15 protein-coding genes and 1 pseudogene are annotated in these 20,852 nt (G+C 56.6%); 8 read left to right on the top strand and 8 right to left on the bottom strand.

All coding sequences use genetic code 11. The features are described from left to right. Positions 1-59: 59 nt before the first annotated feature. From B5F28_RS08545 to B5F28_RS08575, 7 genes and pseudogenes are all read right to left on the bottom strand, one after another. Positions 60-338, bottom strand: coding sequence for a sensor histidine kinase (locus B5F28_RS08545; RefSeq protein WP_343212749.1), 279 nt, complete (start codon positions 336-338; stop codon positions 60-62). Then, positions 274-1,092 (bottom strand): annotated as a pseudogene (locus B5F28_RS08550) (VTC domain-containing protein). Before B5F28_RS08550 ends, B5F28_RS08545 begins: the two are co-directional and overlap by 65 nt. A gap of 94 nt (positions 1,093-1,186) precedes the next feature. Next, on the bottom strand, positions 1,187-1,504 hold the full coding sequence (locus tag B5F28_RS08555) for an L-rhamnose mutarotase (protein ID WP_087295236.1): 318 nt from the start codon (positions 1,502-1,504) through the stop codon (positions 1,187-1,189). A gap of 115 nt (positions 1,505-1,619) precedes the next feature. Further along, positions 1,620-2,435, bottom strand: a complete 816-nt coding sequence (locus B5F28_RS08560) for a carbohydrate-binding protein (RefSeq protein ID WP_087295238.1) — start codon at positions 2,433-2,435, stop codon at positions 1,620-1,622. 79 nt (positions 2,436-2,514) lie between these two features. Then, a complete protein-coding gene (locus tag B5F28_RS08565) occupies positions 2,515-4,338 on the bottom strand; it encodes a heparinase II/III domain-containing protein (RefSeq protein WP_087295240.1) in 1,824 nt (607 codons plus the stop codon). Continuing rightward, a complete protein-coding gene (locus B5F28_RS08570; RefSeq protein ID WP_275532615.1) occupies positions 4,332-5,600 on the bottom strand; it encodes a response regulator in 1,269 nt (422 codons plus the stop codon). The genes B5F28_RS08565 and B5F28_RS08570 overlap by 7 nt, the downstream gene beginning before the upstream one ends. Before the next feature lie 14 nt (positions 5,601-5,614). Further along, positions 5,615-7,414, bottom strand: a complete 1,800-nt coding sequence (locus B5F28_RS08575; RefSeq protein WP_143424717.1) for a sensor histidine kinase — start codon at positions 7,412-7,414, stop codon at positions 5,615-5,617. Positions 7,415-7,714: 300 nt separating this feature from the next. Here B5F28_RS08575 and B5F28_RS08580 point away from each other — a divergent pair, with 300 nt between their 5' ends. From B5F28_RS08580 to B5F28_RS08615, 8 genes are all read left to right on the top strand, one after another. After that, complete coding sequence (locus B5F28_RS08580) at positions 7,715-9,031, top strand: ABC transporter substrate-binding protein (RefSeq protein WP_087295246.1); 1,317 nt, start codon at positions 7,715-7,717, stop codon at positions 9,029-9,031. A 109-nt stretch (positions 9,032-9,140) separates the two neighbouring features. Further along, the gene (locus B5F28_RS08585) at positions 9,141-10,058 is read left to right on the top strand and encodes a carbohydrate ABC transporter permease (protein WP_087295249.1); all 918 of its coding nucleotides are present in this window, start codon (positions 9,141-9,143) and stop codon (positions 10,056-10,058) included. An 18-nt stretch (positions 10,059-10,076) separates the two neighbouring features. After that, positions 10,077-10,937 (top strand): carbohydrate ABC transporter permease, encoded by an 861-nt coding sequence (locus B5F28_RS08590; RefSeq protein WP_087295251.1) that lies wholly within the window; start codon positions 10,077-10,079, stop codon positions 10,935-10,937. A 101-nt stretch (positions 10,938-11,038) separates the two neighbouring features. Then, positions 11,039-12,199, top strand: coding sequence for a glycoside hydrolase family 88 protein (locus B5F28_RS08595; RefSeq protein ID WP_087295253.1), 1,161 nt, complete (start codon positions 11,039-11,041; stop codon positions 12,197-12,199). A gap of 34 nt (positions 12,200-12,233) precedes the next feature. Continuing rightward, positions 12,234-13,937: a DUF2264 domain-containing protein gene (locus B5F28_RS08600; RefSeq protein ID WP_087295255.1), complete on the top strand. Its 1,704-nt coding sequence runs from the start codon at positions 12,234-12,236 to the stop codon at positions 13,935-13,937. A 152-nt stretch (positions 13,938-14,089) separates the two neighbouring features. Next, positions 14,090-16,891 (top strand): glycoside hydrolase family 2 TIM barrel-domain containing protein, encoded by a 2,802-nt coding sequence (locus B5F28_RS08605; protein WP_087295257.1) that lies wholly within the window; start codon positions 14,090-14,092, stop codon positions 16,889-16,891. A gap of 95 nt (positions 16,892-16,986) precedes the next feature. Beyond that, positions 16,987-17,409: a response regulator transcription factor gene (locus B5F28_RS08610; protein ID WP_087295259.1), complete on the top strand. Its 423-nt coding sequence runs from the start codon at positions 16,987-16,989 to the stop codon at positions 17,407-17,409. After that, entirely contained in the window at positions 17,406-18,650 is a 1,245-nt protein-coding gene (locus tag B5F28_RS08615) for a sensor histidine kinase (protein ID WP_247643443.1), read from the top strand. Before B5F28_RS08610 ends, B5F28_RS08615 begins: the two co-directional genes overlap by 4 nt. 218 nt (positions 18,651-18,868) lie before the next feature. Here B5F28_RS08615 and B5F28_RS14735 read toward each other — a convergent pair. Continuing rightward, positions 18,869-20,852, bottom strand: a 1,984-nt coding sequence (locus B5F28_RS14735; protein WP_343212750.1) for an Ig-like domain-containing protein, incomplete at its 5' end; no start/stop codon positions are given.

Below are 20,852 nucleotides of genomic sequence, written 5' to 3' on the forward strand. Positions count from 1 at the left end.
TACGAAAAAGGAGTATCTCTGTGTCTCCACAGAGATACTCCTTTTTATTTCTGCGATAATCATTCCGTTTTCCGAAATGGCAGCTGCACTACAAAGCAAGCCTCGCCCAGGGAGGATTGCTCTGCATATACCGTTCCACCATACTGCCGGGTGATCCGCCGCACAATGGCCAGCCCCAGACCATTGCCGCCGATTTCCCTGCTGCGGGAACGGTCCAACCGATAAAAGGGTTCGAAAATTCTCTCCCGCTCCTCCGGTAAAAGCCCCGGACCGTCATCCTCCACGCACAGTTCTGCCCAATCCCCTGTATTGTTCAGGCTTATCCTGATATGCAGCACCGTATTTGGAAAACGAGGTCTTATAAATCCCCTGACTGGACAGCACCCGTGCCAGCCAGAGCGGCAGTCCACCGGCCACCTTCAGCTCCATCAGCACCTGGTCTGCCCCAAGCAACGGTACACCCCAGGGCTCTGCAGCCAGACTGAGTCCCTGTCGGCGGTACAGAATCCGGGAGTCGAAGGTCATCCGCAGCTGCGGGTCCTCGATGCCCTGGTAGGCATCCCGCTCGTAGGAAAGAAACACTGCCGGACGCAGGCCGCCGTAAAAGTCCATTGCATAGGCAAGCTCCTGGCCGATCTGGGTATCCGGCCAGGGGTTCTTTCCAAAAACGCAGGCCATGGCCTATTCCCATTCCATGGAAAGACGTCGTTTATATACCACCGACCGGTATTTCTTTTTCAGCTCTACAAAAACCGAATCCCCCGCCTCTGCTGTTCCGTAGCTTCGCAGGCGAACCTTCTCTTTATAGACCGGCTTTTCCAGGCTGCGGCGGATGAGCCGGAAATCCGGGGTATCCAGATAGATATTCCGAATGGAGCTGTGGCTGTAAGCATCGGGTACGATGTGGGGCTTTGCGGCCAGAAGAACGGTCCGCAGCTGACTTCGCGTCAGCAGATATTTGAATTCATAACGCTGAAAAATCATCTGATCTTTCACGGCGATGTGCCTCCCTCGTTTGGATTTTCTGTGTTCAGTGTACCGTGTCAACCCTAACTGAACTTTAAAAATCCTGAAAAAGTTTTGTGGGCACATCCTCTGCCCTTTGCACTCAAAAAAGCGAACCGACTCCCTTTTGGGAATCGGTTCGCTTTTTCGTTTTTATGCCGGTATCATTACTGCCGCTTTCTCAGTCCAGCCGGAATACAGGCTCCAGCTTAGGCTGCGCTCCGGTTTCCGGGTCCATTTCCAGCTCCAGAATGTCCTTCATGTATTCATTCCAGCGATCCACAACAGCGCTTTCCGCCTGGGTCTTTTCTGCATAGGCAACGCCTTTTTCGCATTCATAGTACCCAAACAGCTCATTCTTGTCCGCATAAATGGTGTAGTTGCAGATTCCTGCCTTCTTGAGAACCTCCACCATCTCCGGCCAGATTTCATTGTGGCGGCGGATGTATTCTTCCTTTTTACCGGGTTTGATCTTGCCTCGCCAGGCCATACGTTCCATTTGCTCTTCTCTCCTTTGCAAACAATTCCGCGGGGCTTCATCTGCCCCTGCTTCCTGAAAAAACATCCCCGTACCGGGCAGCAGACGCTGCCCGCCGGGGATATTTTTTTAACCTTTATGCCTGTTCTGCGACCTCAGCAGCCTCACAGCCCCAGGCTTCGATCTGGGTCAGGGCCGGAAACGGCGAGGGGCCTTCCGCCTGAATCAGATCCTTCAGCACCAGCCAGGTCACCGTCTTGGGCGTCTCCAGCGGAAAACGCTGGGGCGCAAGGCTGTTGGTCAGGGAAAGCTTCTCCTGGCTGCCATCCGAGAATACCACGGTGGCCTGCGTCCAGTAATTATCATGGGGATAGTCACCCCGCAGGGTCAGCCGAAGCTCATCCAGAGTGACCGGACGGCCGAATTCCAGGCGCAGCTCCGCCTTCGGGTCCCGGTTGATGCCCCAGCTCTGATAGGGGTATTCCCCGTGCGCAGTGTTTTCAAAGATTCCGTCAATGGCATTGCGCGCTGCAAACACCGCTTCACCGCGGGTCTCCACGTTTGCCACCGCATGGGGATAAAAGCCGGTATCACCATGCTGATCGTAGGGATTAAACGCCAGGTTCCGGCGCACCGCCACCTCTTCGGGGGTTGCCAGCCGGGCACGGATCACATGACGCTCACCCGTAAAGCTTTTGGGGCTGTAGGTGATTGCCTGCTCGCCAAAGGGAATGGTAAAGTTGATTTCCCGCTTTTCCACATAGACCAGCACTTCCGGCATCGTATCCTCGAACTGAATCCAGCAGTAGCGCCCGGGGGTGTTGATCTCCAGTGCCACCCGATCGCCCGGACGGTAGGCATTCGTATAAACCAGACTTACCTGCTGCGCCGCATTGCAGGTCAGCAGCGTATGGCCGGGCACATCCAGCACCTTCAGTTTAATGGTTTCCATGAACAGTCGATTCCTCACTTTCTATTTTCATGCCGCATTGCCTATTTTCCGCTTTGCAATGCAGCATTTCGATTGAACATTATCCAACGATCAAATCCAGACCATGCTTAAACCAGATTCGGGTACGCCAGATCACCTGAGGCCAGGCCGTGCGCAGGCGAGCATCGGTCACCTCCACCTTCTCGGTGGTGATGCGCAAAGGCATTTGCTCGATTGCAGCAAAGCCCAGTTCCCCGAATCGGATGCCGGACTCCTCCACCTGGGGCGCTTCCACGCTCAGCAGGCTCAGAGCCACCTCGCCGGGATAGTCGGTTTCATCGCTCAGATGCAAGCCGTCCTCCTGCAGAACCGCTTTACGGCAGTAATTGCCCAGGCCGGGAACCGTTCCATAGGCGGGTGCAATGTCCATGCTCAGACCACCCTCCAGCTTCTGTACCTCCCGGGCGGCAAATTCCGCGCCCGGCTTCTGCTCATAAGCAGCCCCTTCCGGGTCAAACTCCGGAAGATTGTGCCAGCCGGAACGCATGGTCCAGATCTCGTACCGCTGAGGGCTGAAGGTCTTTTTGGTGTAGCTCTCCACGCCCAGGTCAATCAGCAGCGGGTTTCCGTCTTTATACAGTGTCACGCTGCCGGTGTCGTTGTGGTTGTGACTGTCAGCGTTGCAGCCTGCCTTGATGCCCACGGTATAACCCGCACGGCGGCAGATGCGCAGCCCGATGCTGGGATACCAGCTGTCCTCCGGAAGCACAGCGGCGCTTCCGGCGTGTTCCTTCGCATAGGCGCAGATGTCCGCCTCCGCAAAGGCTGCCTGTACCGCATAGTACAGGTTGATGCCCGCCACCGAATCCGAGGTGGGTTCGCCGCCCGGCCAGCGCACAAAATCCTCTGCTGCCAGCGCCATAAGCGGCTGACTGCCAATCTTTCTGCCAAACAGGAATTCCCGTGCACCGCGTGCACCGGCAAGCGGGCTGCAATCCGCAAAGTTCAGATAGAACGAACCGGAAACATGTACATTGGAAATGTATTCGGCGATTCCCCTCAGCTTGGGCTGCTCCCACACCCGGTCAAACACTCCCGGAGCAATGGCACACAGAATGTCCAGCCCATTGAACAGGCACAGACCGGCGTGGCTGTAGTACTGGGCGCCCTCGCTGCATGCACCGTCCTCACCGTAGTCCTTTAAAAAGCAATCCAGACTGTAGGCGGCGCTGCGCACCACGGTATACAGATATTCCTTGCTACACGGCTGCAGCAGAGAAAATGCGATTAGGCAGTTCTGCACGCACCAAGGTGTCCAGTTGCACATGGGCTCACCGCCGTTGCCCTTCCACCAGAAGTGATCCCGCTGCCAGGGCGTCAGCACCCGGAAGGTCACTTCCCGGACCAGCCGCCGGGGCAAGCCGGGAGCATAGCGCTCCAGCGCGTCGCCCAGCAGGTAGTGGACCATCGCCAGAAGCGCCGCGGTCTCGGCAGCGAACAGATCCACGATCGGCCGGGAGGTATCCGCCAGAGGCAGCTGCGGCGTATCCCGAATATAACTGTTATGGGCAGGCAGCTGCCAGGCGCTCTCCTCACAAATGGCCCATACATAGTCCCCGATCAGCGGAATAAAGTTCCCCTGATTTTCTACCGCTTCCGCCAATGCTAGGCGCGCCAGCGTGCGGCGGCGGCCGAAATACGCGTTCTCGTATTGGGTACGGTCCCCGTCGGCAGTGAACCGCAGCCACAGCGAAAGCGGCAATGCCGGTACACCGGTATCGTTCTTCGCCGCCTGCTGCCCTGCCTGCAGCAGCCGGGCTGCGCCGGGCAGCGACTCCCATGCATTCCGATCCGATACAGGGGGACAAGGTCTCCACTGCCCCGGAACAAATGCAGGAGTTTGCTGAAGAAATTCCATCAACATTCTGCTGTCTCCTCCTTATCAAAAGAGATGCCGCGCAGCTTCTGCATGTAGGCACGCGGACTTACACCCTCCAGCTTTTTAAAAACCTTGGAAAAATAGAAGGCACTTTCAAAGCCCAGCTTATGGCTGATCTCATAGATCTTAAGATCTGTGGATGCCATCAGATCCTTCGCAGCTGCAATGCGGGTTTCTGTTACGAACTCCACAAAGCTGCTTTCCCCGTTTTGTGTAAACAGCTGGCTGAGATAACCCGGACTGAAATTGAACACCGCCGCCACATCGTTCAGCGAAAGCCGCTTGTCCAGATTATTGCGAATGTATTTCTGAATGTCCGCCACGATCCTTGCCCGGTGATCCAGCGTCGGTTTTGCTCCGCTTCCGGTAAAACCGATGGGCTCACTGGAGCTCAGAACCGGCAGGACCGAAAGCGCCTCCCGCTTGCTGTGCGGGATTTTATCCAGCCGGTTTACCGCAGGGCCGATGCCCCACCACAAGGTGGCGCTGAAATATTTGTACAAAATGCTGTTCGCCTTCTCCAGCACCGGCATCAGGCACTGCTGCATATCGTCCGGTGTTTCCAGCGGGAACAGCACCGAAAAATGCCTTGGGTCCACAACCGTGACAAAGCAGGGCATATATTTGGGCAAAACATCCGCCGCCATGCGGGTAACGCCCGCGCTCAGCGTGATCTGATGCTCGATATCCTCTTTGCGGTTTCGTATGCTGGCAATTGCCACCGCATACCAGGGCGAATCCAGCTTGATGCCCAGCTCCTCCGCCGCAGAGCGGATCTGAACATCACTGTCGAACGCTCCGCTGTACATATGAATAAAGAACCGGTCCCGATACCGCTCCAAGCCAGTCACCGTCTCCGAGGATGGCTGGCGCAGCGCCTTCTCTTTTTTCACCGCATTCCGGGCACGCTCCAGCGCGGCCAGCAGATTTTCCTCGGTCAATTCTAGTTTGAGCAGGTAGTCCACCGCTCCCAGATTCATGCTCCGGTGCACATAGGAAAATTCTTCGTAGCTGGTCAGCATAATGAACGCCGGCAGCGCGTTGTCCTTTTCCCTGCAGCGCGCCACCATCGTCAGCCCGTCCATTACCGGCATGCGAATGTCCGACACCACAATGTCCGGCTTCAAATCATCGATTTTTTCCAATGCCTCGCTTCCGTTTCGCGCTGTTCCAACCAGTTCAAACCCTTGTTCTGCCCAATTGATCATGCTTTGCATGCCAATAAGAACCAGCGGTTCATCGTCCACAAGTAAGACACGAATCAATCCGTACTCTCCTCCTCCGAATTATGGGCAGGGGGAAGACGAATCGTGACCGATGTTCCAACCCCCGGCTGAGAAGAAATGGACAACCCATATTCTTCACCAAAGCTATACTGCAAACGGCGGTGCACGTTCCACATGCCCACATGACGATATTTCGCCTCGGCCTCCTCGCCTTCCGGCGCACGAAGCACCTTTGCCGCCATTTCCTCATCCATACCCACACCGTTATCCTTCAAAACAATCAGCGTATCCCCGCACGGATCGCGAGTAACGATGATCTCGATGTTTCCTGCACAGCCCTTTGGCTCGATTCCATGGAAAATCGCGTTTTCCACCAATGGCTGCAAGGTAAAGCGCGGAATCATGCAATTCTGACACAGGCGCTCGTCTTCAATGTAGGATACATCCAGCATGATCGTTCCTCCGTAGCGATAATGCTGGATGGTAAAATAGTCGTTAAGCAGAGCGAACTCCTCCTGAAGCGTAACCAGGCGCTCATTGCCCTTGGAAACGCTTTTCAGCAGGCGCGACAACGCCATGGTCATCTCCACAATACCGGTGGCATGCTGGATCGCCGCCATCCATTTGATACTATTTAATGTATTATAAATAAAATGGGGGTTGATCTGGTTTTGCAGCATCCGATACTCCAGATCCTTTTTCTGTCGCTCGTCATCCAGCCGTTTTTCCATCAGCGTGCTGATGGAACGGGAAAGTCCGTTGATTCCGCGGCCAATGTCGCCCATTTCATTGTCCCACTCAATGTCCGGATTGGGCGTAAAGTCGCCCTCACTGATCCGTGCCAGCTGTTTTTGCAGCGCCTGCACCGTGACCGCAATCATCTGACGCAGCACAAGACCCAACAGAAGGCCCAGCAGCGAAAGGCCGCCAAGCATCATAACGAAGAAGGGGAACATGCTGGGCAATTGATCCCAGATCACCGGCTGCTGCAGAAGCTGCGCAATGTACAAATCGTGAACTCCCACAGGGTATGCAAGCGCAAGCTGTTCGTTATAACGGATCAGGCGTGTCTGCTGGTTCATCAGCGACACGTAATCCGGAATCTCTTCCACAGATTGGATTTCCGTGCCGGGCTCCAGCGCGATCAGCTCATTTCCGCTTACCCGCCACATCTGATCATTCATAATCCAGAACAGCTCGCAGTCCTCGCAGGCATTGGTTTCCTGCAGCACATCGGTGATCATCCTGCTGGAAACCGCAATGTAAACCTGCGCCTGGGCATTGCTGGAGTAGCTGGCTATTTTTCGCATGACCGGAATGATCGTTTTGGAATTCCCAATGATCAGTGGGTCTTTTTCCAGCATGGTCCATGACAGATTTTCGGTACCTTCAGAGAACCCCGGCAACTGGTAGATTCCATCCCCGGTGATTGCAAGGCTTTGTGTGGTGGTCATTCCCTGCTGCAGAATCCGCCCATTATTATCTGTAATCAGAATACGGTCCAGATAGCGCGCTGTATACTGCGAAGAATATTTATTAAGTAAAGTATCATAAACCGTAAGAACCTGCTGTGTTTGTACATTTCCAAATATATAACTTCGGATTGTACTGTTCACCGTACACCAATCAGCAAAATCGTCGATCTCACTCACGTTTTGCCGAAGCTGGTTCGCAGCAACCTGCAAACTGTACTCCACACTCTGCGAATTGGCCCGAAGATAATTTCGATATACTACAACTAAACTCACCGCACAGATTCCCAAGGCGATCATGGAACTAAACGCAAGGGAAAGCATAATAATTCGCATCTGAAGTGAGTGGCGGCGTTTCAACACAACATCGTTCCTTTCGCTATCATTCACCTTATTATACTATTAATATCCCTTTTATTATACAATAAAGCACCGCGTCAAAGCAAAGAAATGCAAAATTCCAATGAAAAAAATATATCTTTCTGAAAAAAATACATGATTTCAAAAACCTCTTTCTTTGGGAGGACTTTCCACTTCCTACTTTTTTGCATAATTTTTCTTGAAAAAGTCTATCTGTTTTTAGGCTAAATTATATTATAATCTATTACAGGGATGAATCCGTTCACGATTCATCAAAAATAACAGAAGGAGAGAACACACACTATGAAAAAGCTTCTTGCACTCGTGACCGCTAGTGTAATGGCTCTGTCCATGGTTGCTTGCGGTGGATCCACTTCCACCAGCACCGCCACCAGCACCGCCAGCACTGCCTCCACCTCCACCGGCAGCTCGGAAGAGCAGGTTACCCTGAACTGGGCTGTTTGGGATCTGGAGTCCACTGCTTACTGGAAAGCCATGGCTGACGGCTACATGGCAAGCCATCCCAATGTGACCATTGAGATGACCGACCTGGGCTCTACCGACTACATGACTCAGCTGGCTACTCAGCTGGCTGGCGGTAACGGCGAGCTGGATGTTCTGACCATCAAGGACATTCCCGGTTACTCCAACCTGATCAACCTGGAGATGCTCGTTCCCATGAACGACATTCTGGAGCGCGACACCGCTGACTTCGGCGGCGTTATCGAGCAGCTGACCGCTGAGGACGGCAACTTCTACGGCGTTCCCTTCCGTTCCGACTTCTGGGTTCTGTACTACAACAAGGACATCTTTGATGCTGCTGGCGTAGAGTACCCCACCAACGACATGACCTTCGATGAGTTCGACGCTCTGATCCGTGAGGTTTCCGAGGCCAGCGGCGTTTACGGTAACTTCTACCACACCTGGCGTTCCGACGTAACCCTGTTCGGCATCCTGGATGGCCAGAACACCATCATCGACGGCAACTACGACTTCCTGGCTCCCTACTACGAGACCATTCTGGCTGAGCAGAAGGATGGCGTTGTAGGCGACTACGGCGAGCAGAAGACCAGCGCTCTGCACTACTCTGCTGCTTTCGAGAATGGCCAGACCGCTATGTGCAACATGGGCAGCTGGTTCATCGCTACCCTGCAGGCTTACAATGCTGACGCTGAGGCCAACGGTGTTGAGCCTGTAAACTTCGGCATCGTGAAGTACCCCCATCCCGAAGGAGTCGAGGCCGGCACCACTCTGGGCACTGTGACCAGCCTGGGCATCAACCCCTACTCCGAGAACCAGGAAGCCGCTGCTGACTTCATCAACTGGTGTGTTTCCGACGAAGGCGCTGCTGCCATCGCTGCTACCGGCACCTTCCCCGCTGTTTCCAACAGCGAAATCAACAGCATCATTGCTGCTACCGAAGGCTTCCCCACCGACGAGGCTTCTGTTGAGGCTCTGAACACCGTTGCTGTGTACCTGGAGATGCCCCTGTCTGACAAGGCTGCTGAGATCGAGACCGTTCTGAACACCTGGCATGACGCCATCATGACCTATGCCTGCACCGTTGAGGAAGGCATTGCCAACATGAACAGCGAGGTTCAGGCTCTGCTGGCTGAGTAATCCCCTTGCTTTTCTACACTCGTTCATAAACAGCCGGGGGCGGGCGATCGCGCCCGCCCCCTCTTGTTTTGTATAGCTTTCCAAACATATCCTTGAGGAGGGATTTCGAATGCCCCGAACCACCAAAACTGCATCCGCAGTACGAGGCAAGGGAATGAACAAAAACCTGCGGGACAGCCTGGTTGCATACAGCTTCATTGCTCCCAACTTCATTGGTTTTTGCGTATTCACCCTGGTTCCGATGATTTTCGCCATCTGCCTGGCTTTCTGTAATTGGGACGGCGTGCATGCCATTCAGTTTGTCGGCCTGCAGAACTTTGCTGATCTGCTGTCTGACAATACCTTTAAGGTTTCCTTTGTGAACACCATCATTTACGCAGTCGGCACGGTTCCTCTGACTCTGGTCTGCAGCCTTGGTCTGGCTCTGCTGCTGAATCAGAAGGTATTTGCCCGCAACTTCTTCCGCACCGTGGCATTCTTCCCCTACGTTGCTTCTCTGGTTGCTGTTGCTGCCGTGTGGAACATGATTTTCAATCCTTCCATGGGCCCTATTAACATGGTTCTGTCCGCCTTTGGCGTGGAGGAACTGCCCCGCTGGGCCGCTGGCAAGGAGACTGCTATGATCACCGTTATCCTGTTCAGCGTGTGGAAAAACATGGGCTATTACATGGTCATTTACCTGGCCGGCCTGCAGGGTACCAATCCTGAGCTGAACGAAGCCGCTGAGCTGGACGGCGCAAACCGCCGCCAGATCTTCTGGCACATCATCCTGCCCCAGCTGCGTCCCACCACCTTCTTTGTTGTGATTATGCTGACCATCACCTCCTTTAAGGTATACGATCAGATGTACATGATCACCCAGGGCGGCCCCGGCAACGCAACCATGACCCTGGTTTACGACATCTACAATGTCGCTTTCGTGGGTACTCCCCGTTACGGTTATGCAAGCGCTATCAGTATGGTTCTGTTTGCACTTGTTCTGATTGTTACTCTGGTGCAGTTCCGCGGTTCTTCCGCTGATAACTAAGAAAGGAGGCTTTTAAAAATGGCACAAACACTTGCAGTAAAAACCAAATCTGCCAAAAGGCAGCATCAGATCGCGATGGTCGCTATTTATGTCATTCTGATTGTTGTTGCCTTCTTAATGCTGATTCCTTTTGTTTGGATGCTGTCCGCCTCCTTCAAAATGAACAAGGACGTTTTCTCCTTCCCCATTGAGTGGGTTCCTTCCAATCCTAGACCGGAAAACTACGTGGACATCTGGACTAAGATCCCCCTGGCCACTTTCATTTTAAACACTACCAAGCTGACCATCATCGTCACCCTGCTGCAGCTGTTCACCTCCAGCTTCGCTGCATACGCATTTGCAAAGCTGAACTTCAAGGGCAAAAAGCTCCTGTTCCTGGGCTACATTGCCACCATCGCGGTGCCCTGGCAGGCTTACATGGTTCCCCAGTTCATGATGATGCGTTCCTGGGGCCTGAACAACACCCACCTGGCCATCATCTGCCTGCAGGCCTTCAGCGCCTTCGGCGTGTTCCTGATGAAGCAGTTCTATGAAGGCGTTCCCACCGAACTGTGTGAAGCCGCTCGTATCGACGGTCTGTCCGAATACGGCATCTGGTGGCGCATCATGCTGCCGCTGTCCAAGCCGGCACTGTCCACCCTGACCATCTTCACCTTCGTTTCCACCTGGAACGACTTCCTTGGTCCCATGATCTACCTGACCAAAACCGAACTCAAGACCATCCAGATCGGTCTGCGCATGTTCATCAGCCAGTATTCCGCTGAGTACGGTCTGATTATGGCCGCCTCCGTAATCGCGCTGATCCCCGTGCTGATTGTATTCCTGGCATTGCAGAAATACTTCGTGCAGGGCGTTGCGTCCGCCGGCCTGAAAGGCTAACCTTTACCCCGAAGGGGCACGGGCATTCTGCTCCGTGCCCCTGTTTTTTTATTCCAGGAGTGTTCCGACTTCCCGAAACGCTCCGAGCAATGAGGTGCTTTATGAAAACCATTGATCTTCCCATTCTGACCGATACCGCCGCCGCTGCGGCTCTTGACGAGGCCTGTGAGCAGGTTCGCATCAATCTGCCCCTGTACACCGACCGCTGCCAGAACCACTCCAGCGTGGACAACATCTACCCCGCCTGCGACAACAACCAGTGGACCTGCGGCTTCTGGCCCGGCGAGGTGTGGCTGGCCTTTGAGCGCACCGGCGACGAGGCCTTCAAGGCCTCCGCTCTGAAGCTGGTGGACAGCTTCGCTTACCGCATCGATCATAAGATCGAGGTGGACCACCACGATATGGGCTTCCTGTACAGCCCCTCCTGCGTGGCAGCTTACAAGCTGACCGGCAGCGAGATCGGCAAGGAGGCCGCCGTGAAGGCTGCCGACCAGCTGATCAGCCGTTTCCAGGAAAAGGGCCAGTTCATTCAGGCCTGGGGTGAGATGGGTGCGCCGGAAAACTACCGCTACATCATCGACTGCCTGCTGAACCTGCCTCTGCTGTACTGGGCCACCGAGGTGACCGGCGATGCCAAATACGCAGACATTGCCCACAAGCACATCACCACCTGCCTGGCTAACTCTTTCCGTGCCGACGGCTCCACATACCACACCTTCTTCATGAATCCGGACGGCACCCCCAGCCACGGCGCCACCTGCCAGGGCTACAAGGATGACAGCTTCTGGGCTCGCGGTCAGGCCTGGGGCGTGTACGGCAGCGTGCTGAGCTACCGTTACACCAAGAACCCCGAATATCTGGACACCTTCCGCAAGGCGCTGGCCTTCTACATGACCCGCCTGCCTGACGATCTGATTCCCTACTGGGATATGGTGTTCACCAGCGGCACCGAAGAGCCCCGTGACTCCTCCTCCGCTGCCATCGTGGCCTGCGGCCTGCTGGAGGCTGCCAAGTACGTGGAGGCCGAAGAGGCCGAGGGCTATGTGAAGCTGGCCCGTCAGATGATGGGCAGCCTGGTGGACAACTACGCGGTGCGTGAGCACGTGCCCGGTGCCGGCCAGATCCTGCATGGCACCTACAGCAAGAAGAGCCCCTACAACACCTGCACCCCCGAGGGCGTAGATGAATGCACCAGCTGGGGCGACTACTTCTACATGGAAGCTCTGACCCGTCTGACCAAGGACTGGGAGCTGTACTGGTAAAAAAGCGCAATACAGGAAAGAAGGATTGAGCGCAATGGAACTGAATACCCGCAAAGACTTTGAAGCACTGGCCCACAAGCTTCTGGACCCCCTGCTGCCCCTCTACTCTGAGGGCTGCGCACGGCTCCAGATCGGCGACACCGGCGCCAGCTACTGCCGCGACACCATCCAGATGGAGGGCTTTTCCCGCATTCTGTGGGCTCTGGCTCCCCTGCTGCAGGGCGGCGGCGAGGCACCGGAACTGACCCGCATTTACCAGAAGGGACTGGTCAGCGGTACCGATCCCGAGAGCCCGGAATACTGGGGCAATCCCGGCGACTACGACCAGCTGTTCGTGGAAATGGCCGCCATTGCCTGTGCCATTCTGGAAGTTCCCCAGACGTTCTGGGAGCCCTTGAGCGACAAGGAAAAGCAGAATCTGGTCAACTGGCTGAGCACCATCAACCAGCATGAGCTGCCCATGTGCAACTGGCTGGGCTTCCGCATTCTGGTCAACCTGGCGCTGCGCTCGGTAAACATGCCCTATGAGGCTGAACGCATGGAGCTGGATCTGCAGGAGATGGAAAGCTGGTACATCGGCGACGGCTGGTACAGCGACGGTTCTCCGCTGAACAAGCCTCAGCGCGACTACTACATTCCTTGGGCCATCCAGTACTACGGCGTGCTGTACAGCGTATTCGCCGCCGACACCGACCCGGAACGGGCCGCTCGCCTGCGGGAGCGGGCTCTGGTGTTCGGCCGGGAATTCCAGCACTGGTTCGATGAAAACGGCGCTGCCATCCCTTATGGCCGGAGCCTTGCTTACCGCTTTGCTCAGTGTGCCTTCTACTCTGTTTGCATCTGGGCCGGGCTGGAGCCCCTGCCGCTGGAGCAGATGAAGGGTATCATCGTGCGTAACCTCCAGTGGTGGATGGAAAAGCCCATTGTTGATCGGGACGGCGTGCTGAACATCGGTTACTGCTATCCCCAGATGTTCATGACCGAGCGCTACAATGCGCCGGGCAGTCCCTACTGGTCCATGAAGAGCTTCATCGTGCTGGGTCTGCCGGAAGATCACCCCTTCTGGAAGGCAGAGGCCGCTCCTCTGGCCGCAAATCCGGGCCTGACCCCCATGTACAATGCTCATTTCCTGATGCAGCGCACTCCGGACGGCCAGGTGAACCTGTATGCCCCCGCTGAGGTGGAGCAGAACGAGCACGGCCAGTTCGCAGAAAAGTACGGCAAGTTCGTGTACAGCACCCGGTTCGGCTTCTCTGCCAGCCGCAGCTATGTACAGCTGGAGCAGGCCGCGCCGGACAGCATGCTGGCCTTTGTAATCAGCGGCCAGGTGTTTGTGCGCCGTCACAGCGACAGCTTTGAGGTAAAAGAAGACCGGATGATCGCCACCTGGTCTCCCTTCGAGGGCATCACCGTGACCACCGAGCTGATTCCCACCGAGCAGGGCCACATCCGGCGGCACACCATCCAGAGTCCCTTTGCCTGCACCGCCTACGACAGCGGCTTCGCGGTGGCAAAGTTTACTCCGGAATTCGCCGCAAAGGCGGATGGCTGCACCGCTGAAGCGGGCAACCAGACCCAGCGCTGCACAGTATGCGGCAAATCCGGCACGGCGCAGATCATTGAGTGCTGGCCCAACACCAGCCTGTATGCGCCCAACACCGTGATTCCCTCGGTACGGTACGAGATCGCCGCGGGCACCACCGTGGTGGAGACCGAGATCACCGCCTTCGCGCAGTAATCACATTTGTACTTCGCGGCATTGCGAAGTACCAGTACGTCTTTTTTTGGGGGGCATTTTGCTGACAAAATGCCCCCTTCTTTTATAATATGAATAGAATTCATCGCTGCGCGGAGCTGGTCTGCGCAGCAAGCAAAAGTGAGGGAACTTTTATGCATCCTGATTTAAAATGGCTCGTGGACCCCGAGGTCTTCGCGGTGGGCCGGCTGCCCGCTCATTCCGATCATCGCTGGTACCAGAACGAGCAGGAGCTGGCGCTGGGCCGAATGGCTCTGCGTCAGAGTCTGGACGGGGAATGGCAGTTCGCCTACAGCCCCTGCCCCGCTGCCCGCCCGGCAGATTTCTGGCAGGAGGATTTCGACCGCTCGGCCTTCGGCCCCATCCAGGTACCCGGCCATGTGGAACTCCAGGGCCACGGCCAGATTCAGTACATCAACACCATGTATCCCTGGGACGGCCGCAGCAATCTGCGCCCGCCCCAGATTGACTGGGACAATGCGCCGGTGGGCAGCTATGTTCACCGGTTCGACCTTGACCCAGAGCTTGCGGGCAAACGGGTGTGCATCTGTTTTGAAGGCGTGGAGCAGGCCTTTTATCTCTGGCTGAACGGTCATTTCGTCGGCTACAGCGAGGATTCCTTCACCCCTGCCCACTTCGATTTGACGGAGTTTATCCGTCCCACCGGCAACCTGCTCTGCGTGGAGGTCCATAAGCGATGCAGCGCCAGCTGGCTGGAGGATCAGGACTTTTTCCGGTTCAGCGGTATCTTCCGCCCGGTGTATCTGTACGCCAAGCCCCGCATCCATGTGGAGGATCTCTGGCTGCGCGCCGGTCTGGAGGAGGACAACACCACCGGCACCCTCGCTCCCCGGCTGCTGCTCTCCGGCGAAACCGACGGCTGCTCTGTAACCTGCCGGATCACTGACCCTCTGGGCCGCTGTCTCTTTGACGGTCCCATCGACCCCAGCGGCGAAACGGCTCTTCATCTGCCGGACATTCAGCCCTGGGACCACGCTCATCCGGTGCTGTATTCGGTGTTGTTCCTCCTGAAGGACCGGCAGGGAAACCTGGCGGAGCTGGTTCCCTACCGTACCGGCTTCCGCCGTTTTGAGCTGAGGGACGGCCTGATGCTTCTGAACGGCGAGCGAGTGGTATTCAACGGCGTAAACCGCCACGAATGGAGCGCAGAGCGGGGCCGTTCCATCACCTGTGAGGACATGGACCGCGCCATGGCCACCTTCCGCCGGGCCAACATCAACGCGGTGCGCACCTGCCACTATCCCAATCAGAGCCACTGGTATGAGCTGTGCGATGAAAACGGCATCTATACCATGGATGAGACCAATCTGGAAAGCCATGGCTCCTGGCAGAAGATGGGCGCAGTGGAGCCCAGCTGGAACGTGCCCGGCAGCCTGCCCCAGTGGAAGGAATGCGTGGTGGATCGTGCCCGTTCCATGTTCGAGCGGGACAAGAACCACACCGCTATTCTGATCTGGTCCTGCGGCAACGAATCCTACGCGGGTGAGGATATTCTGGCCATGACCCACTTCTTCCACGAGAACGATCCCAGCCGTCTGGTGCATTATGAGGGTGTGTTCCACAACCGGGCCTTCGACTCCATCAGCGACATGGAAAGCCGTATGTACGCCACTCCGCAGGCCATCCGGGAGTATCTGGAGGCCAAGCCGGAAAAACCCTTTATCCTGTGCGAATACATGCACGATATGGGCAACAGCCTGGGCGGCATGGAAAGCTACATTCGCTTGGGCGAGGAATTCCCCCAGTATCAAGGCGGCTTCATCTGGGACTATATGGATCAGGCCCTGTGGCACACCGACTGCCTGGGCCGCCGGGTACTGGGTTACGGCGGCGACTTCGGTGAGCGTCCCACCGACTACAACTTCAGCGCCAACGGCATCGTGTTCGCCGACGGCAGCGAAAAGCCCGCCATGCAGGAGGTACGCTACTGGTATTCCAGCCCTGAGCAGCGTTCTCTGCACGATCAAAAGAACGTGGAGGCCAGCCGCCTGTCTGCCCAACAGGTGGCCTCTCTGCACGCTGAAAACGCCCGTCAGGCCCAATCCGCCGCCGATCTGGTGGTCATTGAGGGCGATGTGAATCTGGGCGTACAGGGCCAGGGATTTGAGGTTCTCTTCTCCTACACCGAGGCCGGCCCGGTTTCGCTGATCTCCCAGGGCACACAGTGGCTCTATCGTGCGCCTCGCCCCGCACTCTGGCGGGCAGCCACGGAAAACGACATCGGCAACGCCTTTGCCGCAAAGAGCGCTGCCTGGATGGCAGCGGATGCACTGCCCCGCTGCACCCGCTGGGAGGTCCGTGAAAAAGGCCCCCGCCGGGTAGAGATCGCCTATTTCTTTGAATTCGCCGCGGTTCCCGGCGCATCGGTGGAAATGATTTACTCGGTGGATGCCCAGGGAAGCCTGAGGGTGCGCGCCGAATTCCAGGGCGCGCCGGAGCTGCCCGAGCTGCCTGTATTCGGTGTTCGTTTTGTTCTGCCGGAGCCGGCAGCCTCCTTTGGCTGGACGGGCCTTTCCGGCGAAACCTATCCCGATCGGAAAAAGGGCGCCACCTTCGGCCGTCACAGCGATATTCCCCATATCCCGGACTATCTGGTTCCCCAGGATTGCGGCGTGCACATGGACACCCACCGGCTGACACTGGAGCGGCGCAACACCCAGGAAGCAGCCACCGCACGGCTGGAGCTGCTCATGGCAAAGGAGCCCTTTGCATTCAGTGCACTGCCTTACACCGCCCAGGAGCTGCAGAACGCCGATCACCGGGAACAGCTCCCGCCGCCCAGCCGCACGATTGTGACCGTGATGGGCGCGGTTCGAGGTGTTGGCGGCATCGACAGCTGGGGCACTGATGTGGAACCCGAATACCGAATCAGCGCGGAACAAAACCACCACGTCGAATTTTTCATTCAGCTTTAAGTGCACAGCGCGTCTCTTGCAGGGCCATAGTTTAAATTATAATTAAGGCTTTTGCTGTATGCTGGTGGTATCAACACTGGAAGGAAGGCGCTGCTATGCGCATTTTACTGGCGGAGGACGAGCGTTCCCTGGCGCGGGCTCTTGTTGCCCTGCTGGAAAAGAACAACTATTCCGCCGACGCGGTGCACGACGGCGTGGATGCTCTGGAATATCTGAAAAGCGGCAATTACGACTCTTTGATTCTGGACATCATGATGCCCCGTATGGACGGACTGGAGGTTCTGCGGCAGCTTCGGGCAGAGGGCAACCCCATCCCGGTGCTGCTGCTCCGCAACCCCCGCCAGCTGGTACCCACCGAGCGCTTTCTGGAACGGATCTGGGGCTATGACAGCGAGGTGGAGCCTAACGTGGTCTGGGTATACATTGCCTATCTGCGCAAAAAGCTTGCCGCTCTGCGGGCTGATATTCAGATCAAAGCCACCCGTAACGCAGGCTATTCTCTGGAGGAATTGCCATGATCAAACGCCTGCGCCGCAAGCTGATTGCCGCTTGCATGGTCTCGCTGGCCATTGTGCTGACAGTGATCCTGGGCGGCGTCAACCTGATGAGCTATTACAAGATCGTCTCTGATGCAGACAGCGTACTCACCCTGCTGGCAGCCAACGACGGCGTCTTTCCCAAACCTCAGGGCGGCGAACCTGTTCCGACCAAACCACCCGGTGGAAAAAAAGACGGCATGAGCGGGCACGGCATGTCGCCGGAAACTCTCTATGAGACGCGTTTTTTCTGGGTATTGATCGGAACAGACGGCCAGGTCCTGCAAATCGATACCGGCCAGATCGCTGCTGTGGATGCTGAACTGGCCGCCTCCTATGCGCAGGAAATTCTGGCAAGCGGCCGCACCTCCGGTTTCTGCCGAAACTACCGTTATCAGGTCTCCCAGGAGAGCGGGGGCAGCCGGGTAATTTTTCTGGATTGCGGGCGCAGCATTTCCTCCCTGCACACCACCCTGTTTGCCAGCATTTCACTGGCTGTGCTGGGTCTGTGTGCGGTGCTGGCACTGCTGCTGATCCTCTCCAGCCGGATTGTGCGGCCGGTGGCGGAAAGCTATGAAAAGCAGCGCCGGTTCATCACCGACGCAGGCCATGAGCTGAAAACGCCCATGACCATCATCAGCGCCGATGTGGACCTGGCCGAGATGGACTGCGGGGAAAACCAGTGGCTCATCGACATCCGCCGCCAGACGCAGCGTCTCACCAGCCTGACCGCCGATCTGATCTATCTGTCCCGCATGGAAGAGGAACAGCCCAGGCTTTCGCCCATTGAGTTTCCCCTTTCGGATGCGGTGGAGAAGATAGCCCAGTCCTTTGCGGCTCTCGCCACCAGCCAGGGCAAGGCATTTTCCATCCGGGTGCAGCCCATGCTCTCGTATCTTGGCGATGAGAAAGCCATTCGCCAGCTGGTTCCCATCCTTCTGGACAATGCTCTCAAATACTCCCCTGAGGGCGGACAGCTGACTCTCACACTGGAAAAGCAGGACCGCGGTACGCTGCTCACCGTCACCAACACCGTGGACAAACCTCTGGAACGTGCCCAGCTGACCCGTCTGTTCGACCGGTTCTATCGTACCGACCAATCCCGCAACAGTCAGACCGGCGGCTATGGGCTGGGGCTTTCCATTGCCAAAAGCATCGTACTGGCGCACAAGGGAAAATCCGGGCAGAGCAGCCGGACAGCAACACTCTTGCAATTGTGGTGAATCTGTCTGCATAAAAAACTACGATTCGCTGGTAAAACACCAATTTCAAAGCAAAAAACCGAGGTCTTTGCACGACATTGTGCAAAGACCTCGGTTTTTTTGTGATTATAGCAGCTCTGCAAACCAAGAACAGCGGAAACCGCATATACGGTTTCCGCTGTTCAATTCAGTGTTTACAGCTCTTAGCGCTGCAGGGGTATTCCGCTAGTTTGCGTCCCTTACTGTTTCTTCTTGACGAAAACCAGTACGGCCGCAATTACTGCGATCACTACCACAGCACCGATCACAACAGGCAGTACACTGCCGCTGCCCTGTGCGGAAACAGCTTCGCTCTCAGAGGAAACAGCTTCCTCACTGTCCGCCGGCTGCTCTTCTGCTGCAGGCTCCTCAGTGGGAACCGCAGTGGGTGCTGCAGTGGGAGCTGCGGTAGCCGAGGGAGTGGAGCCCTCATCGGGCTTCTGAGTGGGAGCTGCAGTAGGTGCAGCAGTGGGAACCGCAGTAGGTGCAGCAGTGGGAGCTGCAGTGGGAGCTGCGGTAGCCGAGGGAGTGGAGCCCTCATCGGGCTTCTGAGTGGGAGCTGCAGTAGGTGCAGCGGTGGGAACCGCAGTGGGAGCTGCAGTAGGCACTGCAGTGGGAACTGCGGTGGGAGTTGCAGTAGGTACTGCAGTGGGTACTGCGGTGGGCTCAGGAGTCGCGGTCGGCTCCGGAGTGGGTGCAACGTAGTCGATGTTCTCATCGGCAACGGCCAGCCAGCTCACAACGGGAGCCTGAGAGCCGGTGCAGGTGATGGTGTAACGAACGGTTGCAGCCTCATCCAGCGTGAAGGTGAACTCGTTCAGCTGGCTCAGGTTGGAGCCGCTCACGCCGAAGGTGCCCGCATCCAGAACAGTATCGCCATAGGAAACGGTAGCTTTCATCGGGCGGTCCATCCACCACCACTCCTGATGGGCAGAGGTGATGGTATATTCGCCGGCTTCCAGATAGAAGTCGTAGGAGATGGTCTCACCCACCTTATTCTCCTTACCGTAAATACCGGTGGCCCACATGTCAGCGGTGCCGGACCAGCCCTTGGTGCCAACATCGGTGTCCACCAGACCCCAGGTGTTGTCACTGGTCTTGAACTGATCGAACTTATCGTTCAGCAGCTGATCGCCCAGCATAGATTTCACCAGTTCATAGTACTCGGTGGTCTCCGGTGCATTTGCATCGTTCAGGTTGCAGACGGTATCGATGAAGTAAACCAGGTTGTTGGGTACGACCTGCACGGATACGTTTGCGGTCAGGGGCATACCCAGAACGGTGATGCCGCCCTGTACCACACCAACCACATCATTGGTGCCGTACACGTTGGTGAAGTTGTCGGGTTCATTGCCTTCCCAGACAATGGGCATCTCCTTGATTTCGCCATTGCTGTCCTTTACCATTACGGTGCTGGGCAGAGCGCTGGCGGGCAGGCGGCCATTGCTCAGAACAGTCAGCCCGGTGGGCAGTTCGCTCTCAATGGAAACCAGAGCAGTTCCGCTCACTTCCAGCTCCTCACCCAGGGTGTAGAGCGCGTCGATCTGCAGAGTGCCGGACTTGAGAACGACCTTCACGGAGTGCTTGTCGTTGGTCAGGCCGGTCAGAGTGTAGGTCTCAAAACGGGTGCCGCTGGAGGAAGTTTTTGCGTTTTCAGCAACCAGGTTGCCGTCCACATAGACATCCAGAACGGCGCTGCCGTCGTTGCCGCCGGTAATGGCAAAGCCGGTGCCGGCCACAGGGAAGTCGAAGGTGAATTCAGCGCCCGCAGTGCTGGTCACGCTCATGGTGCGGTACCAGTTGTCGGCGCTGCCGCCGCCGGGCTTGGTGATATCCCACACGCTCTTATCGGCGTAGGTCACGCTGTCATCCTGGCCATCCACCATGCTGGTGGCGTAGGGGATGGTTCCCTCGATGGTGGTCACCTTCAGGTTATCGAAGTAGACCACACTCCAGGGGCTGCTCAGCTTGACGCGGCCTGCGTCCATGGGATTGGAGTCGGTGTAGCTGTAAACCACCTGGCCGTCCAGGCAGGCAGTAATCATGTTGCCGTTGGCATGAACCTGCACAGCGTACTTGCCCTCGGCATCGGCTTCCACCTTGCCGCTGGACAGCTTGGTGCCGCCGCGGTAGAACTCCCAGTCACCGTCGCCGTACACCCGCAGGGTGTAGCCGTCCTGGTTC

Origin of the sequence: Gemmiger sp. An194 (assembly GCF_002160145.1) — a bacterium.
Taxonomy (GTDB): domain Bacteria; phylum Bacillota; class Clostridia; order Oscillospirales; family Ruminococcaceae; genus Allofournierella.

Bases quoted from the DNA above. Each gene is read 5' to 3' on its own strand.
- B5F28_RS08555 (WP_087295236.1), bottom strand. From the start codon at position 1,504: ATGGAACGTATGGCCTGGCGAGGCAAGATCAAACCCGGTAAAAAGGAA.
- B5F28_RS08560 (WP_087295238.1), bottom strand. From the start codon at position 2,435: ATGGAAACCATTAAACTGAAGGTGCTGGATGTGCCCGGCCATACGCTG.
- B5F28_RS08565 (WP_087295240.1), bottom strand. From the start codon at position 4,338: ATGTTGATGGAATTTCTTCAGCAAACTCCTGCATTTGTTCCGGGGCAG.
- B5F28_RS08580 (WP_087295246.1), top strand. From the start codon at position 7,715: ATGAAAAAGCTTCTTGCACTCGTGACCGCTAGTGTAATGGCTCTGTCC.
- B5F28_RS08585 (WP_087295249.1), top strand. From the start codon at position 9,141: ATGCCCCGAACCACCAAAACTGCATCCGCAGTACGAGGCAAGGGAATG.
- B5F28_RS08590 (WP_087295251.1), top strand. From the start codon at position 10,077: ATGGCACAAACACTTGCAGTAAAAACCAAATCTGCCAAAAGGCAGCAT.
- B5F28_RS08595 (WP_087295253.1), top strand. From the start codon at position 11,039: ATGAAAACCATTGATCTTCCCATTCTGACCGATACCGCCGCCGCTGCG.
- B5F28_RS08600 (WP_087295255.1), top strand. From the start codon at position 12,234: ATGGAACTGAATACCCGCAAAGACTTTGAAGCACTGGCCCACAAGCTT.
- B5F28_RS08605 (WP_087295257.1), top strand. From the start codon at position 14,090: ATGCATCCTGATTTAAAATGGCTCGTGGACCCCGAGGTCTTCGCGGTG.
- B5F28_RS08610 (WP_087295259.1), top strand. From the start codon at position 16,987: ATGCGCATTTTACTGGCGGAGGACGAGCGTTCCCTGGCGCGGGCTCTT.
- B5F28_RS08615 (WP_247643443.1), top strand. From the start codon at position 17,406: ATGATCAAACGCCTGCGCCGCAAGCTGATTGCCGCTTGCATGGTCTCG.